Source organism: Acinetobacter sp. YH12102, assembly GCF_013419125.1.
Classification (GTDB): domain Bacteria; phylum Pseudomonadota; class Gammaproteobacteria; order Pseudomonadales; family Moraxellaceae; genus Acinetobacter; species Acinetobacter pseudolwoffii.
In genome coordinates this window covers 67,900-85,540 of record NZ_VPAS01000002.1, presented here as the reverse complement: position 1 = coordinate 85,540, position 17,641 = coordinate 67,900, and the positions used below count along the sequence as shown (strand labels likewise).

16 protein-coding genes and 1 pseudogene are annotated in these 17,641 nt (G+C 40.7%); 6 read left to right on the top strand and 11 right to left on the bottom strand.

Annotation, left to right across the window (positions count from 1 at the left end; translation table 11 throughout):
- Nucleotides 1–91 precede the first annotated feature (91 nt).
- The 4 genes from FTU42_RS02290 (at nt 92) to FTU42_RS02275 (ending at nt 4,018) form a co-directional block, all read left to right on the top strand.
- Nucleotides 92–856, top strand: a complete 765-nt coding sequence (locus tag FTU42_RS02290) for a DUF4184 family protein (protein WP_034609136.1) — start codon at nt 92–94, stop codon at nt 854–856.
- Nucleotides 857–1,018: 162 nt separating this feature from the next.
- The gene (gene aspS / locus FTU42_RS02285) at nt 1,019–2,803 is read left to right on the top strand and encodes an aspartate--tRNA ligase (RefSeq protein WP_159138709.1); all 1,785 of its coding nucleotides are present in this window, start codon (nt 1,019–1,021) and stop codon (nt 2,801–2,803) included.
- Between the two features lie 114 nt (nt 2,804–2,917).
- Entirely contained in the window at nt 2,918–3,139 is a 222-nt protein-coding gene (locus FTU42_RS02280; RefSeq protein WP_004733007.1) for a hypothetical protein, read from the top strand.
- 18 nt (nt 3,140–3,157) lie between these two features.
- Nucleotides 3,158–4,018: a lysophospholipid acyltransferase family protein gene (locus FTU42_RS02275; RefSeq protein WP_180082975.1), complete on the top strand. Its 861-nt coding sequence runs from the start codon at nt 3,158–3,160 to the stop codon at nt 4,016–4,018.
- Nucleotides 4,019–4,023: 5 nt separating this feature from the next.
- Here FTU42_RS02275 and FTU42_RS02270 read toward each other — a convergent pair whose 3' ends face one another.
- Nucleotides 4,024–4,854: a glycosyltransferase gene (locus FTU42_RS02270; RefSeq protein ID WP_180082974.1), complete on the bottom strand. Its 831-nt coding sequence runs from the start codon at nt 4,852–4,854 to the stop codon at nt 4,024–4,026.
- 182 nt (nt 4,855–5,036) lie between these two features.
- Here FTU42_RS02270 and FTU42_RS02265 point away from each other — a divergent pair, with 182 nt between their 5' ends.
- The gene (locus FTU42_RS02265; protein ID WP_180082973.1) at nt 5,037–5,729 is read left to right on the top strand and encodes a glycosyltransferase; all 693 of its coding nucleotides are present in this window, start codon (nt 5,037–5,039) and stop codon (nt 5,727–5,729) included.
- Here FTU42_RS02265 and FTU42_RS02260 read toward each other — a convergent pair whose 3' ends face one another.
- The 5 genes from FTU42_RS02260 to glnE all read right to left on the bottom strand — a co-directional run bounded on the left by FTU42_RS02260 (nt 5,730) and on the right by glnE (nt 11,856).
- Entirely contained in the window at nt 5,730–6,527 is a 798-nt protein-coding gene (locus tag FTU42_RS02260) for a glycosyltransferase family 25 protein (protein WP_180082972.1), read from the bottom strand.
- 14 nt (nt 6,528–6,541) lie between these two features.
- Complete coding sequence (locus FTU42_RS02255; protein WP_180082971.1) at nt 6,542–7,288, bottom strand: glycosyltransferase family 25 protein; 747 nt, start codon at nt 7,286–7,288, stop codon at nt 6,542–6,544.
- A 15-nt stretch (nt 7,289–7,303) separates the two neighbouring features.
- Nucleotides 7,304–8,026 carry a glycosyltransferase gene (locus FTU42_RS02250; RefSeq protein WP_074384044.1) on the bottom strand — a complete coding sequence of 241 codons (723 nt, stop codon included), beginning with the start codon at nt 8,024–8,026 and terminating at the stop codon, nt 7,304–7,306.
- Nucleotides 8,027–8,154: 128 nt separating this feature from the next.
- A complete protein-coding gene (locus FTU42_RS02245; protein ID WP_074384043.1) occupies nt 8,155–9,081 on the bottom strand; it encodes a branched-chain amino acid transaminase in 927 nt (308 codons plus the stop codon).
- A gap of 24 nt (nt 9,082–9,105) precedes the next feature.
- On the bottom strand, nt 9,106–11,856 hold the full coding sequence (gene glnE / locus FTU42_RS02240; protein ID WP_180075562.1) for a bifunctional [glutamate--ammonia ligase]-adenylyl-L-tyrosine phosphorylase/[glutamate--ammonia-ligase] adenylyltransferase: 2,751 nt from the start codon (nt 11,854–11,856) through the stop codon (nt 9,106–9,108).
- 198 nt (nt 11,857–12,054) lie between these two features.
- On the opposite strand from glnE, the pseudogene FTU42_RS02235 reads away from it, so the two are divergent.
- Nucleotides 12,055–13,136 (top strand): annotated as a pseudogene (locus FTU42_RS02235) (RNA-guided endonuclease InsQ/TnpB family protein).
- A gap of 12 nt (nt 13,137–13,148) precedes the next feature.
- Here the strand turns inward: FTU42_RS02235 and FTU42_RS02230 are convergent.
- The 5 genes from FTU42_RS02230 to panC form a co-directional block, all read right to left on the bottom strand.
- A complete protein-coding gene (locus tag FTU42_RS02230; RefSeq protein WP_180082970.1) occupies nt 13,149–14,417 on the bottom strand; it encodes a sensor histidine kinase KdpD in 1,269 nt (422 codons plus the stop codon).
- A gap of 703 nt (nt 14,418–15,120) precedes the next feature.
- Nucleotides 15,121–15,654 carry a ribosome biogenesis factor YjgA gene (yjgA, locus tag FTU42_RS02225; RefSeq protein ID WP_005172645.1) on the bottom strand — a complete coding sequence of 178 codons (534 nt, stop codon included), beginning with the start codon at nt 15,652–15,654 and terminating at the stop codon, nt 15,121–15,123.
- Nucleotides 15,655–15,656: 2 nt separating this feature from the next.
- A complete protein-coding gene (locus tag FTU42_RS02220) occupies nt 15,657–15,926 on the bottom strand; it encodes an HPr family phosphocarrier protein (protein ID WP_034608740.1) in 270 nt (89 codons plus the stop codon).
- Complete coding sequence (gene rapZ, locus FTU42_RS02215; RefSeq protein ID WP_005172647.1) at nt 15,923–16,774, bottom strand: RNase adapter RapZ; 852 nt, start codon at nt 16,772–16,774, stop codon at nt 15,923–15,925. Before rapZ ends, FTU42_RS02220 begins: the two co-directional genes overlap by 4 nt.
- Nucleotides 16,775–16,792: 18 nt before the next feature.
- The gene (panC, locus tag FTU42_RS02210) at nt 16,793–17,641 is read right to left on the bottom strand and encodes a pantoate--beta-alanine ligase (protein ID WP_100357509.1); all 849 of its coding nucleotides are present in this window, start codon (nt 17,639–17,641) and stop codon (nt 16,793–16,795) included.

Below are 17,641 nucleotides of genomic sequence, written 5' to 3'. Positions count from 1 at the left end.
ATTTCATTATTTTTGCAATCCTTTACGATAATCCTTCGCATATTTTATTAAAATGTGTTTTCTGGTTATTTTCATCTTTAAAAAAACTTTTATGCCCTTTACCCTGTCTCATGCTGTACTTGCGCCACCTCTTTCACGTTTAAGCGGAAACCGGCTTCCGATTGCTGCATTGGCAATTGGCTGTATGGTGCCCGATTTACATCGTCTGTTTAGTTCCAGCAATTCGAATGTTACGCATTTATGGTCCTCGCTGATTCATCCGGACCTGTGGATCGGATTGGGCTTTTGTGCAATCTGGTATGCTCTATATCGGCCAGCCATTTACCGCTTTGTCGGAATTCAGCATGATCTAAATATTCACACTCTCATTTCAGCATTCAAGTTTTTTCTGGCAGTTTGTCTGGCGGTGATCATCGGTACTGCCACGCATTTAATCTGGGATGGTTTGACTCATGTAGACTTTCGTACTTTTGCTTTTCATGATTTTCTAGCACGACCATTTCAGCTTTTTGGACACAGTTATCCGCTGCATCGAATTTTACAAATCGGCACTTCCTTTCTGGCCTTACCGTTTATGCTGTGGATGAGCGTGCATTACTATAAAAAACATCAGCAATATCTGGCAGTGAACCTGAAAATCAAAGCTTATGCCTGCGGATTATTGCTGTTTTCGATATTCACTGGCCTATTTTCAGTCTGGGATTATGCACGTTATATCTCTACAGAAGTCTGGCAATCCGATCTGTACTATTTTACCGGCCGTTCCATCAATCAATTCAGCCAGGGTTTTCTGATCACCTTTAGTCTGGGCTGTTTGCTGTTTTTATTTTTGGATCGCGACCGCCGGATGGGCTAAGCAAAGTGCTGGCTTTTATCTCATTCACTTTAAAATGATATTGTTTTTGACCCAAGTTCTTGTGACAACATGCCCAAAGAGGCATAATCCTACCTTTACTCAAAGCGGTACGCTGTTTACGTATTCGCTGACCTTAACCCATATAGTTGGATTTCTAACGCTATGATGCGAACTCATTACTGCGGTTCTTTAACCGAAGCTCAAATTGACCAAACCGTAACATTATGCGGTTGGGTACACCGTCGCCGTGACCACGGTGGTGTAATCTTCCTTGACATGCGTGACCGTGATGGTCTTGTTCAAGTGGTTATTGACCCGGATACCCCTGAAGCATTCGCAACTGCGGACAAAGTACGTTCAGAATTCGTATTAAAAATTACAGGCCGTGTACGTCGCCGTTATGAAGGCACAGAAAATGCCAATATGGTGAGCGGTCAGATCGAAGTCTTGGGTAAAGAAATTGAAGTTCTTGCTCAGTCAGACACTCCGCCATTCCCTTTGAATGACGAAAACACCAATATTTCTGAAGAAATTCGTTTGAAATACCGTTTCTTGGACATCCGTCGTCCAGAAATGTTAGATCGCCTACGTTTCCGTTCTAAATTGACCAACCTGATTCGTAACTACTTCGAAGACAATGGTTTCCTAGACGTTGAAACGCCGATCTTGACCCGTGCAACCCCAGAAGGCGCGCGTGACTATTTGGTACCAAGCCGTGTATCAAACGGTAGCTTCTATGCACTGCCACAATCTCCACAGCTATTCAAACAGTTGTTGATGGTCGGCGGTATCGATCGTTACTACCAAATCGCAAAATGTTTCCGTGACGAAGACCTGCGTGCAGATCGTCAGCCAGAATTTACCCAGATTGACGTTGAAACATCGTTCATGAGTGACGATGACATTATGGATTTGATGGAAACCTTGACAGTTAAAATGTTCAAAGAACTTTTAAATGTTGAATTCGACAAATTCCCACGTATGACTTATGCCGATGCAATGCGTGACTATGCATCTGATAAACCGGATATGCGTATTCCTTTGAAACTGGTTGACGTTGCAGACATGATGCAAGACGTTGAGTTCAAAGTATTCGCAGGTCCTGCTAAAGATCCTAAAGGTCGTATCGTTGCGCTTCGCGTACCGGGTGCAGGCTCATTGCCACGTAGCCAGATTGATGAATACACCAAATTTGTCGGTATCTACGGTGCAAAAGGGTTGGCTTATATCAAAGTCAACGAACTTGAAAAAGGCATCGAAGGTCTTCAGTCTCCAATCGTGAAATTCATCGAGCCAATCGTGCTGGACCTGTTGAAACGTGTGGGCGCTGAAAATGGCGACATCGTATTCTTCGGTGCGGACAAAGCCAAAATCGTCAATGATGCAATGGGTGCTTTACGTATCAAAGTCGGTCATGACATGAAATTGGCAACATGTGAGTGGGCACCGCTTTGGGTCGTTGACTTCCCGATGTTCGAAGAAACTGACGATGGCAAATGGACCTCTGTGCATCACCCATTCACGCTACCGAAATCAAGCGTTGAAGAGGTGAAAAACAACCCGGGTGCTGCACTTTCTGTTGCTTACGATATGGTATTGAACGGTACTGAAGTGGGTGGTGGTTCGCTGCGTATTCATAACCTTGAAATGCAAAAAGCGATTTTTGAAGCTTTAGGCATTGATGAAGAAGAAGCGGAAGAGAAATTCAGCTTCTTGCTCAATGCTTTACGTTATGGCGCACCTCCACATGGTGGTTTGGCATTCGGTCTTGACCGTCTGGTAATGTTGATGACTGGTGCATCTTCAATCCGTGACGTGATCGCATTCCCGAAAACCAAAACTGCGGAATGTCCATTGACGCAAGCACCGGCACCAGTTGAATCAAACCAACTGCGTGACCTTGGTATTCGCTTACGTGAAAAACCAAAAGCTGAATCTCAAGAATAATTCTTGAAGATTTAAGTGAAAAGCCCTGCCTTGCGCGGGGCTTTTTTTGTGTGATTGAGTCGACTCTGGAACAGTGGCATAATAGCGATAGTTTTTAATCTAAGGTAATTCGCAATGGCTATGCGTCCTGCAGTTCGTAATCGCAGCATTATGCTTATTGTATTTTCAGTGGTTCAATGGCTGTTCATGCGTTATATCCTTGCCAACAACCTGTTCAACCTCGATACCAATGAACGTATTGTGTATTTCTGCCTGAGCAGTATTTTAGGTGCCTTACTGATTTTCGTCGGTTTGATTTATATGGTGCTGAAGGGCAATCCAGATAAAGACCTATAATCTGACGCTCTGGATAGCATGTACACCTTACTCAAAAATTTCTCCAAATTTCCATTAAGATTTATTCAAAATCTTGCACAACTGGCTGGATCTCTTTTGTATCTCAGCCATTCTTCTGCACGCCGAGTAACTGAGATTAATCTGGCCTCTGCCTATCCTGAACTTTCGGAATCTGAACGCGCTGATTTAAGCAAACGCAGCCTGAAAAGTCAGTGTATGACCTATGCGGAATCGGTCAAGATTTGGGGTTCATCACCAGATTATGCATTGTCTTTAATTCGAGATGTGCATGGTGCAGATTTATTTATTCAGGCTTTAAAAAACCCGCATGGCTGCTTGGCGGTAGTGCCTCATTTTGGCACGTGGGAGCTGTTGAATGTCTGGGTCAATCAACATACCTCCCCTGTGATTATGTACAAGCCCAGCAAAAATGAAGATGTCGATCGCTTTATGCTGGAAGCTCGGCAACGTCTGAATGCGACACTGGTTCCGACCGATGATTCTGGTGTGCGTGCTTTATTTAAGCATCTCAAACAGGGTGGTTTTTCTGCGATTTTACCGGATCATGTCCCGAAAGAATCTGGTGGAATCTATTCTTATTTTTATGGTCAAAATGCGCTATCTTCCACGCTTCTTTCCAAACTTGCGGCTAAAACACAATGCTCTGTGGTTGGACTCAGTTGTTTAAGACGTGAAGATTTATCGGGTTATGATATTTACGTGACTGAATTATCAAATGATATTTTATCGAAAGATTTGCAGCTTTCCGTCGATACTTTAAATAAAGAAATGGAGCGCATGATTAATGTTGCTCCAGAACAGTATTTGTGGGGGTATAAAAGGTTTAGGAAGACTAAAACTAATACGACCTTATATTAGATAAACTACTTACTCTTTAGACCTAACTTTCTCTTAATCTTATAATATCTTTCTTTAGATATCAGGTTTTTTATAATATCTTTCGGTAAAAAAATATGCCTTAAAAGCATCTTATAAAAAATCCATGTTTTTGGTGCACATTTAATTTGTTTTATAAGTATAGAAAAAGTGTGACTTTTTTCATATAAATCAGATAATGAAAGACCATCATCATAGTATTCTATAATTTTTACAGTTTTAGGTATAATCTGAATTTTAAAGGGCAATTGATAATAAAAAATATGTTCATATCCATTTTTAAAATATAAACTTGGAAATCTTATAAGTTTTATATCATTTAGTTTAAAAACAAAATGCTTATCTCCCTTATAACCCTGACTAAATTCTTTATATGACATAGTTTCGAAATCAATAAAATCATAATTTTTAAATATATGATTGGACTTTGACTCACAATTAAAACAATACCAAGATGATTTATACTGAGAAATATATTTAGATATTATAGATAAAGCATCTTTAGATAGATAATCATCATCACTTAATGTAAAAAAATATGAATTATCTGTAACTTCATTTTTATTAAAAATTGAATCTAAAATTATATTCCTAAGCTTATTTACACCAACGTTTTCACTTTGAATATAGTTTATTTTTTCTTTATTAAGAATTAGTTCTTCCAACTCTTTATAATTTGAAGATGATCCATCATTAAAAATTATTAACTTATAATTTTCATACTCTTGATTAATAACTGACATAACTGACCTCAAGACTAAATCAGGCCGATTATAAGTCGGTAATATTATATAAAAAAAAGGTTGTTGTCTGTTCACAAATACACCATTTACACTTATCTTTTATCAATTTCTCTTTGGTTTATCAAAATTTGACTTACAAAAATTTATAAGAACCTTGCACATTCTTATAGTTCAAACAATAATATCAACTATACAATGCCCTAATATAGGAAAATCACCTGTATATTTCGTCTAATATTATATCGGAATAAATAATATTGAAAACTGAAAATATTACGCTATGTCTTACCATTGGCAAACGCCCTCAATTACTACGCCAAACCTTAAATAATCTGCTTCCAAAAGCAGAATTTAAGCAAATTATTGCTATAAATGATTTTCGTGATGAAGAAACCAACAAAGTTTTTAAGGAACTTTGCCCTGAAGGTTTACTCATCAACCTTCCAAATCAAGTAGGTCATCATAGAGCCGTCGATGAAATGTATTCAAAAGTACAAACTGAATACATTTTTCACTGTGAAGATGACTGGCTTTTCGATCAATCTATTGAATTTGAAAAATATATTGAAATTCTCAACTCTCATCCAAAAGCAACACAACTATGCTTTCGCAAATGGACAGATTTCCCTTTCTCAGAAGAGCAAAAGTCAAAAATTCAATTTATTAAGTCTTCACCGCTCAACTTAGCCCGATTTGATAGCATGCATGATCAATGGCATGGCTTCACATTCAACCCCCATATTTCTTCTATTGAATTATGGAAAAGCATGCCTAAAGGCTTTAGTGAATTTAAGAAAGAACGTCACGTTTCACGTTGGCTTCGCACACAACAACGTTACGTCCTATTTCTTGAAAATGGAATCTGCCACCATCTTGGTGAAGATGACAGCGTTGCAAATGCTTCGAAAAAATCTTGGTTTTCAAAATGGAAAGGTAAGATTTTTGGTTAATTAAAATCGATTTGGATCAACCAAAATTTCTCTCTTTACCCCAGATTCTACATATTTCAATTGACGGAGACCTAAATTAATTTGGGTCTTTATTCGTCTCATTTTGAATTTTGATTTCTCATTTACAGTCAAATCAAAATTCAATTTATTCTTTACCTGTGCAATCACTGACTCATGAATATATTTACATGAAACTTGATATTCAGGGCATTTATCACTTTGCAATAATGCAGCAGGTTCAATTTGATAGGCTTTTAATTCATAACAACTATGAATGAATTCATCAGACAAACCTATTGCACGTTTACCCATAAAATCTAATAAAATCTTAGCTCCAGTTGGGTATAACACATACCCTCCTGTTCCACTTCGATCAATGTAAATTTCAAAAAGATTATAATGATTATCTGCTAGAGAATAGGTTAACCTCTTTGCAACTGTTTTCTTCCGACCATGTACTTCCAAATTCACATAATCAATATCAGTGATTTTTTTTAAATCATTTAATATGTCTTTAAAATCTTTAACTAAAATAGCATCATCTTCTAAAACCACACAGGGCTCATTATGCTCAACAATATAATCCCATGCCTTTTTATGACTCAAAAAACACGCTAATTCTGATTGTTTTAATGGTCTCTGATTATTAAAGGCCATTTCTTTATATTCTTCTTCTGAAAAATCATAAATTGAAACAGCTGACAAACGCTCAAAATCCAAACCTAAGTCATTAAACTGGGCTTGCTGTTGAGCTAAACGATCTTTTGATTGATCTAAATTAATTAATAAAATTTTCATATTTTATACAATCTTTATGTTGAGCAAATTTTATTTTTTAAAGCCTTCAACTTATTACCCCACATTCTTTTTTGACGCGGCCAACGCTTACCTACACGCTGACGTGTAGCAGTTGAATTAACCTTTACAGCATCAATATCACTTTCCGCACCGTTCGGTTGAACCAATGGAGGATAAATAGAATATCCTTTGCTTAAACTTGTTAACCAACTTTGTAGTGCAACATCAATAGGGGCATTAATTTGGACTAAATCATTCTGAAATGCTTGAGCACCTTCACGTGACCAGACTAATCCTAGAGTGAGAACAGGGAAATAATATGCTTTTAAAAGATCATGATGATCAATCTGTTGCAGCTTTTTACTCAATTTTCGCTTAGTACTTCCAATATTTATTAAATACCAACCTTTTTGGTTTTCCTCTAACCACTGTACAGTTTTTTCAACTGTAGCGACCAAATCAGAAATCACCTCAAGGTCATCTTCAACAACAATAATAAAGTCAAAATCTGATGCTAAAAATTCGGCTACACATCGCTTGTGACTTAAGTAACATCCTATTTCAGCACCTAATAAATCACGCCCCATAAGCATATTGGCTTGTTGGCTATTATAAGACTCATAAGTTTGAACATCTAACTTACGACCATCTACAGCTGAAATTCTTTCAAATTCAATATTATGTTTTTTTAACTCAGCAGAAGCTTGGGCTAAACGATCTGTACTTGAATCTAAATTAATTAAATAGACACCTAATTTCATATTTTAAATTCCAGCTTACTGCCAAGCATCCTTAATCCACTGCGAAGGCAACACATAACGGTACCACTTTCCACCACCACCATTGACTGCATCAGGTGGATTAATTTCACCATGAAACACAATAATTTTGGCACCTTCAGGCTTCACTGGGGGCTTGAAATAAGCCATCGGAATTTTTTGCAGGCAATGATATTTATAACTCTTACACCAGCTTTCTGGCCAATAAGTCTGCTTGCCCTCTTTATCTACATACCAAGACAAATAAGCCTGCTCATTACGGAATTTTTGACGGATTTCATCAAAATTTTCACGGAAATACGGTAAAAGCCCCGGAAATGCACCCAGTTTAAAACGATACACCGAACTGTTGCCGGTAATCCGCCAAGGACGTTTCCAGTCATGGATAATCAGAAAATCACCCGGATAGCTAAAAAACTCATCGATGTTATCGACAATCACCACATCAAGATCGAGAAATAGCGCATTACCTTCTAAACCATATAAATCCGGTTCAAAAGTAGACAGCTTATTCCAGCCACGCTCAGGTGCACCTTCAGGCAATGCCAAAGGTGGAATTGGGAAACATTGTACTTCAGGATTAATTCCTTCAGTACGATCCGTCAGACAGACCATTTTGAAATCGACTGTCGTATGTCGTTTAACCATGTTGTATAAACGATTGACATATTCAGAACCGTATTTGGTTCCCCATTTCATACAAATAACGATGTTACTCATTGCGTATGCCTAAGCTCATCTTAAAATCTTCTGGATACCGAATATGATGACATAAGTTCGGCAGAATAAGTATATCCCTTAAAAAAAACCTCTCAAATGAGAGGTTTTTTCAATCAGTAAATTATTACTTATTTCACGTAAGTTAACCAATGTGCATATTTAGGATCTTTACCCTGAACTGCATCAAAATAAGCTTTCTGGATTTGCGTCGTGATTGGACCACGCACACCTTCACCAATTTGACGGTCATCATATTCACGGATTGGTGTCACTTCCGCAGCAGTACCAGTAAAGAACGCTTCATCGGCAATATAGAATTCATCACGGGTAATACGGCGTTCAACCACGTCATAACCCAGATCTTTGGCAATGGTAATAATGGTTTGACGGGTAATACCATCCAGCGCACCACCGGCAATATCAGGGGTATGAATTACACCGTCAGTCACCAGGAATACGTTTTCGCCTGAACCCTGGCATACATAGCCTTGTGGATCAAGCAACATGGCTTCATCATAACCCGAATGCGCGACTTCCTGATGCGCCAGAATCGACAGCGTGTAGTTACCAGACGCTTTGGCTTTACACATGGTCACGTTTGGATGATGGTGGGTAAATGACGAAGTTTTCACGCGAATACCCTTCGCCATGGCTTCTTCACCCAAGTAAGCACCCCAGCTCCATGCCGCAACCACAGCATGAATCGTGTTATCAGTTGCAGCAATACCCAGTTTTTCAGAACCAATAAAAAGGATTGGACGTAAATAGCAAGATGCCAGTTTATTTTCACGCACCACATCAATTTGCGCTTGTTCTAATGTTGCATGATCAAATGGAACTTTCATTTGATAAATTTTTGCAGAATTCAACAAACGCTTGGTATGTTCTTTTAGACGGAAAATAGCCGTTCCATTCGGAGTTTCATAAGCTCGGACGCCTTCAAACACACCCATGCTGTAATGCAAAGTATGGGTTAATACGTGAGTTTTCGCCTCACGCCAGTCAACCAGTTGTCCATCTTGCCAAATAAAACCATCACGATCAGCCAAATTCATGCCACAAACTCCAATTTTTCACAATTATTCACTATCCAGTGCAAAGCTTGCACTTGGATCAATTAGTCTTTGCCATAACTTGCAAACGGTCATTCGGGTATCGTGCCAGTCGCTTGCAGACACTTGCATGGATTGATTTGCAAGGGCTAAGCGGTGGCTCTCGGCGCGTTCACTGAGATAAGCTTGAATCAGAGCAGTCGCATCGTCGCTGGATAAGCAACCTGATTTTGCGGTATCCTCAAGAATTCTTACATTGTCGGAGAAATGGGCGAGATCTTTATTCGTCCCACTCCAGGCCAACACCGCATACTGTGCCATAAATTCGATGTCTACGATACCACCTGTATCTTGTTTTAAATGAAAAATTCCATCTTTTTTCTGCGCTTTGGAGGAGCCCAGATGATCCTTCATTTTCTGACGCATTTTCAGCACTTCTGCCCGCACATAATTTTCATCACGAGGCTGAATCAAAATATTACGGCGTAAGATTTCAAATTTTTGTCTTAGGCTTAACTCACCTGCAATTGGACGCGCGCGCACCAAGGCTTGATGCTCCCATAACCAGGCACTCTTAAGCTGATATTGTTCAAAGGCTTTCAGACTGGTGACCAAGAGTCCTGCTTCACCTGAAGGACGTAAACGGGTATCGACTTCATAGACCCGCCCATCCAGGGTTTGCGTGGTCATCAATGACATGAATTTTTGTGCTACACGCATGGCAAACTCAAAACCACTAATCGGCTTGAGTCCATCCGTATCGGCCTGTTCTCCCATAAAATGAATAAACACTAAATCCAAGTCCGAGCCATAACCCAGTTCAATGCCACCGACCTTGCCATAACCAATGACCGCAAAGGCAGTATGCTCGATTGAACAGCGCTTGCCTTCGGCATCGAGGGGAAAACCATGCCTTTTGGCCACCATCTGATAGGCCAAATGCAGAGCTGCATTGACAGATACTTCGGCAATATCGGTTAAGGCATCAGAAACTTTCATCAAAGGACTTTCAGCCAGAACATCACTGGCTGCGACGGCCAAGACATTGGATTTTTTAAACAGGCGCAATACCCGCATCTGATCTTCAACCTGATCAATCTCAATACGGAGTAATTGCTGGCGTAAAGAATCTTCCAGATCCTGTCGTTTCGGCAACTCAAAATCCATCGACAGAAACTCATCCAGCAATACCGGATATTGCGAGAGTTCTTCACAAATCCAGGGACTCACCGTGGCCATTTTGACCAGTCGTTGCAGTGCGCCTTTACTTTCAATCAGCATGACCAGATAGACAGTACGGCGCATCACCGACTCAACCAAGGGCATGAGACGCAACAACGCCATTTGCGGCTTGGCAGACTCCAGAATCGCTTCAATCAGATAAGGCCAAAAGGTTTTTAAACGTTGAATCGCCTTGGCCGGCAACTTTTTCAATGCATGACCATGCCAGAATTCATGAACCAGATTCTTGGCGGCATCATCCAGAACATCGTTGAGCTTCTTTTCCAGCTGGACAAAACTTTCGACCTGGGCTTCCGGTTCATTTTCCTTAATCAGATGCTCAAACTGATAAATGACTTTGGCTCGCTTCTGGTTCAGGACAGTCATAAAATCTGACCAGTCTGCAAAACCTAAGGTCTCTACCATTCGCTGACGTAAATCAGGCTCAGTCGGTAAAGATTGGGTTTGTTGATCGTTTAAGGCCTGAATCGCATGTTCCACCCGGCGCAGGAACAGATAGGCATCTTCCAGATCTTGGACTGCCTGTTCATCCAAGAGTTCGGCATCATCGAGATGGTTCAGATTGACCAGACATTGGCGATCCTGCAATTCAAGTTTGGCTCCACCATAAATCAGCTGAAAGACCTGCACGATAAATTCGACTTCGCGAATACCGCCAGCACCGAGCTTGATATCATCCTCAATATTACGCCGCTGGACTTCACGCTCGATCATGGTTTTCATTTCGCGCATGGCTTCAAAAGCACTGTAATCCACGTATTTACGAAAGACAAAAGGACGGGTCATATCAAGCAGGGCATCACCTTCCGGACTTGGATTGACAACACGCGCCTTGATCCAGGCATAGCGCTCCCATTCACGGCCATGCTGACTTAAGTATTTTTCTAAGGCCACATGACTAATGGCCAGGGCTGAACCATCACCCCAAGGACGCAGGCGCATATCGACCCGGAACACAAAACCATCCGCCGTGATCTGATCCAGCAGGTGAATCAGTTTTTGTCCCCACAGGATGCAAAACTGCTGCACATCGATACATTTGCGCCCATCGGTTTCACCCTGTTCATCGAAGGCAAAAATCAGGTCAATATCACTGGAAAGATTAAGTTCTTGCGCGCCGAGTTTGCCCATAGCGATGACAATAAGATCCTGAACTTTACCGTTATAAGCAATCGGCTGGCCATACTTGGCAGCAATCGGCATACGGGCAAAATCTTTGGCTGCACAAATACAGGCATCGGCAAAATCGGAGAGTTCTCGGGTGAGGGTGATGACATCGGTCAGTTGATTGGCATCCTGCCAGATCCAGCGAAACATCAGGCGGGCCCGCAGAATACGCATGGCGCGCATCCAGGCGGCTTCGTCTATAATATTCAGGATACAGTGCTGCACCAGCTGATCAATATATTCCCGACTGAGTGCAGCCTGAAACTGGTCAATTGCATAATCCTGTTCCAGGAGGCTCTGGTGATTGGCCAATACCTGTTCAGCATATTGGCTTGCTCTTAAGGTTTTTTGCAATTGTGCCGCATTCATCACTCAACTCTTCCCCCGAAACGTTCTGCCTAGTTATAGCAGGAGTTTTGTCTCAGGGGGAGGGTTTTAGTTTGAAATTTATCAAATGAAGCGTCAAACTCTGTCCTTCAGAGCAGAGATATAAGCGACACGACATAAAATGTCGTTTTAAGAATTGCCCAACATAGGGTATAGAGAAAAAATTGTTAATATAACCACATGAAAACACTTAAATTACGCATAAAAGACAAACATTGCAAGGTGCTAGACCAATTGGCATCTGAGGTGAATTTTGTCTGGAATTATGTCAATGATTTAGGGTTTAAACATCTAAAAAGAAAAGGTGAATTTCTATCAGCTTATGATGTTGCCAAGTACACCAAAGGCGCATCGAAAGAATGCAATCTACATAGCCAAACCATTCAGGCTGTTACAGAAGAGTTAATCACTCGAAGAAAACAGTTCAAGAAAGCAAAGCTGAAATGGCGTGTGAGCAATAAGAAGTCAGCGAGAAGATCACTTGGTTGGATTCCTTTCAAGAAAGTAGCCATCAAATACGCTGATGGATATGTTCAGTACGGCAAGCATCAATTCAAGTTATGGGATAGTTACGGATTAAGTAAATACAGCGTGAGAACAGGCTCATTCGTTGAGGATAGTCGTGGACGGTGGTATATATGCCTTGTAGTGGATTCATTTAAGCAAAATAAACCTACTGCAACTAAAGCGATTGGTATTGATCTCGGTTTAAAAGACGTTGCCACCTGTTCTGATGGTACTGTGATTTCAAATCCTAAGTTCTATCGGAAATATGAACAGAAATTAAGTATTGCTCAACGAGCCAAGAATAAAAAACGTGTACGTGCATTACACGCTAAAATTGCCAATTGTCGTAAAGATCATTTGCATAAGGCAAGCACCATGCTTGTGAGAGAAAATGCACTGATTGTTGTTGGCGATCTGAGTGCGGGTAAACTTGTAAAAACTAAAATGGCAAAATCTGTTTTAGATACAGGTTTTTCAGCATTCAAAACAATGCTCAAGTATAAATGCGAGAACGCAGGGGCAATTTTTGGAGAAGTAAGTGAGAGATTCACAACCTGAGAAACATTGTTTCGCAAGGTTCGTGCTGTGGTGAGATCACTTCTAGCAGTCCGAAAGGTAGAGCAGATTTGCGAATAAGAGTATGGGAATGTGAATGCGGAAGTTCCAATAACAGGGATGAAAATGCAGCGAAGAACATACTTGCGCTTGGGCATAAGCGTCTAGCAGTAGGAATCACCTCCGTTTCAGGGAGGTGAGGATGTCAACTTTTAGGATTTCTCAGCATGCAGATCTTCAAGCACCAGTGCCTGATGATCATTGGTGACCATTGGCAAACGCACCGTAAAGGTCGTACCTCGACCTTCTTTAGAATCCACCGCGATTTGACCATGATTCAGATCAATAAAGCGCTTGCACAATACCAAACCTAAACCAGCACCTTTCTCTTCAGCAGTACCTCGAACACTCACCATCAACGTCGGCTTGAACAGATTCTGTATCTGCTCTTCAGTCATGCCCAGACCGGTATCCTGAATGGTGATTTTAACCTGCTCACCGTCCATTTCTGCCTCTAAAATGACTTTACCGCCTTGATTAACCGGAGTGAATTTCAGCGCATTGGAGACCAGATTCTGCATCACTGAAGTAATCATATTGATATCCGCATGGACTTTAATGTCTTCGGGAATATTGTCGATTAATTCAATTTTTTTATTCAACGCCAGACTGTGCAATACACTGCAGACAATTTTACTGGATTGCTTGAGTTCATAATTAATCGGATGATATACAAAGCGTCCGCCCTCGGCCATGGCCCAGGTCAGCAAGCTTTCCAGCAGGTTATAAGTCGATTGTGCATTATCATATAAATAATCCGCGATACTCTGAATACTGGACTCATCCAAGGTATCACGTTCCTGCGCCAGAACTTCGGAAAAGCCCAGCAGTCCATGAAATGGCGCACGCAGATCATGTGCGATGATCTGAAAAAATTTGGTTGTACTAAAGTTTTGTGCACATTGCTGTTCGTATAGTTCTTTCAGCTCAGTATGTTCTTCATTGAGTTGGATTCGAATTACTAAACTTTCAGCAAATTGCTTAACGGTCTCAATATCATCCTGATCAAACATGTCAGTTTGATCATCAAAAAAAATCACCTGACCTAGCGGCTGACCAGCATTCGCTTTTAAATTAAATGCGACCAGTCGGTGATGCACCACACCCAGCTCTTTCACATAATTCGACAATTCTGCATAAGCAGGATGAGTCTGGTCGATGACATCTGCCTGTTGCAGATATGTAGGGATGGCAATTTCCTGCGGAGCATGCAAGGCCCGAAAACCGTGCGGACAGCTGTACCAGATATACGGCTCCATATGGAATCCAATAATACTGGTTTTAACACCTAGGACTTTACGGGCAACCTTACAGAAGGTGTCTAGTAAATTATTGGAGGTATAGACACCTAAAATGAGAGATATACGACATGAGCTTAAAAGCTCCGTATTCTGACCGACCTCTAGCAGTTTTAGTTCCATGTCTGCCTCTCTGAATATGTATGGAATATAGAAAACACTGCCGACCAAATTTATACAATCAATAACAAAGATTCTATATTTACTTAACGCTGAAAACTCACCTATAGGTTAAAGGATTTGTTAATCTGTTTCTATCCAAATACACTCATAACCGCAAGGCACTGATATTTAATTAATTAAGAATAACTTGAAAATTTAATCTTCAAAAAAAGTCTGCTTAAGTATTTGAAACTCAATATCTAAGCTAAAATGAAGCATGTTTATTTGTATTTACTTTAACACACTCTTGACCAAAAAATACTCAGCATCGATTTTTATCCCCTTTTAAATAAAAGTTAATGGTTTTTCAACTATATAAATTTAAATTTCGTTTAAAAAAATAAATTAGATTGGCTTCACTCTCTAATAACGCTCAAAATTCATTTTTTATTTTTAAAAAATACTTAACAATGATCTTGAGTCTCAACTTAAAGTCTCAAAAAAACTGTCTGAAAGATAGCCTTTGAATTGTAAAGAAATTACAGTCTTTAACAAATTAATTGCGAAAATTTTGTGATTTTTTATCACTCAAGCTTACATTAAAAATGGAAATTTCATGCTGAGGACGAATGAATCCAATTCAGGGTATTTTTTACACAAGGAACAGCGCACTTAAGGTAAAGACAAAAAAAGCGGCCTAAAAAGACCGCTTTTTAACGAAGAATTAATTGTCTGAAATTAACGCCACTTGCTGTACATAGTTAAATAACTTTAACTTAGACGCATTGACCTCTGCTTCAGGTGCCTGATTCTTTAAATCACGGTGTACGCGAAGATAATGCTGACGCAAGGTATGACGCTCTGTGGCATTATAGGTTTTGGTAAATTCATTAATGGCTGGGTCACCATCTTTGACAATTCGATCGACCCAACGCTGTAATTGGGCTGTCTTTTTAAGACCTTGTTTTGGTGTTAAATAAGATAAAATCACCGTTTCATTTTCATTGCGCAGTAATTTACCAATACGTGAAAATTGACGGCGACGTGCTTCATGTGAGGTAAATTCCTGTACATCGAGCAATGCTTCAATCAAACGCTCTTCAACAGGCAAGTTTTTAATTTGTTTAGCACTCAGCTCAGCCAGCTGTGCACCCAAAGCCGCCATACGCTGGACTGCTTTTTTCTGTTCGGTTTTACTTGCGCGTCCCTCTAAAGAATCAAAATCTTCTTCAGTTAAACTGTTCGGTCGACGTGCCACGATTAATCTGCCTCATAAAATTTTGCTGCAAATAGTGCCTGAATTTCAGATAAGGCTTTGTCCTCATCCGCTCCTTCAATCACCAAGCGTAAAGTTGTTCCTTTGCCCGCACCGAGCATCAGCAAGGACATGATATTTTTTGCATCTACCAGTTTGTCCGTTTTTCCAATCTGGATACTGGAACGAAATTTGGTAGTCACTTCTATAAGTTTACCAGATGCGCGTGCATGTAAACCCAGTTTATTAATTACGTCAACAGTGGTATCAATCATGACCAGTGCTTCATTTCTCGATGGAGGACTTGAATAGACCATTTTGCCTCAAGGGCTTTTTTTAGTCTATCCACAATGTAAACAGAACGATGCTGGCCACCGGTACAGCCAATTGACACAGTCATATAATGACGATGCCCTTCAGAAAAGGTTGGCAACCATTTGTCCAGAAAATGGTAAATATCATTAAACATATCTTCGACCTGATCGCTCTTTTGCAAAAACTCCTGCACCGGTTGATCGAGTCCTGAAAATTTGCGTAATTCCAGTTCCCAATGCGGATTCGGCAAATGCCGGACATCAAAGACATAATCGGCATCCAGTGGAATGCCATGCTTATAACCAAAAGACTGCAAAATCAGGATCAGGTTATCGGTCTGTCCCAACTTGGTCAATAAGGTATGTTTCAGGTCATGCACGCTTTTATCTGTAGTATCGATGTGCACGGTAGAACGCAGCTGGATGGGCATTAGCAGGATTTTTTCTTCCTGAATGCACTCGTTCAGACTCTTAAAGCGCGAAGCTAGAGGATGCGGCCGACGCGAGGCACTAAAGCGCGCAATCAGTTCCTGATCCTGCGTGGTCAGATAGATAATATCAACCGAGCCATGCTGTTGTAGCTGTTCAAAGACATGATCAAATTCTTGCAAATCGGCACGGGTACTGCGTACATCGACCCCCAAAGCCAACTGTTCCAGATTGTTCTCACTGTGCAGTTTCGCCACGATTTCGGGAAGCAATGCCAAAGGCAGATTATCAATACAGTAATAACCCAGATCCTCAAGCACCTGCAATGCAGATGATTTACCTGAACCAGATTGTCCCGTGACAATTAAAATGCGCTTCATACATGCTACCCTTTCATCCTATCCGGCAGTGTATTTGACCTGCAGGTTATCGATCAGACGTGTATTACCTATCTTTGCAGCTACAAATAACACAACATCTTGATTAAACGTATGAATTTTTTTTAATTCTGGCGTTCGTGCTTCAACATAGTCTACGACAAACCCGACATCTGTTAAAGTCTGGCGAAGCTCGGCCAATACCGTATCCAGTTCAATCGCAGCATGGAGCTGCTGTTCAGCCTTTTGTAAGCTTTGATAAATGACCGGTGCGATTGCACGATGCTCTTGGCTTAGGTAACCATTTCGAGAACTTAAGGCTAAACCATCTTCTGCACGGGCAATTGGCACGCCAATCACTTCTAGTGGAATATTCAGGTCTTGTACAAACTGGCGAATCACTGCCAACTGCTGATAATCTTTTTGCCCAAAGAAAGCATAGTTTGGCTGAACAATGTTAAACAATTTGGTCACCACCACCGCCACACCATCAAAATGGCCGGGGCGCTGCAAACCACACAAGTCATCAGTAATGTCAGAGACACTGATATTGGTCAGACGCGGTTTTTTACCATACATTTGCTCAACCGTTGGCGCGAAGACGATATCACAACCGACGTCTGCCAAAAGCTGCTGGTCCTGCTCCAGCGTACGCGGGTAGTTATCAAAATCTTCATTGGGTCCAAACTGGATCGGATTGACAAAGATACTGACCACCACCACATCACACAGCTTACGCGCTTCACGTACCAGATTTAAATGACCCTGATGCAGATTGCCCATGGTGGGTACAAAACCAATAATCTTGCGGTTGGCACGTGCCGGATTAAGTGAGGCCGCGAGTCCCTGAATGGTGGTTTCTGTTTTCAT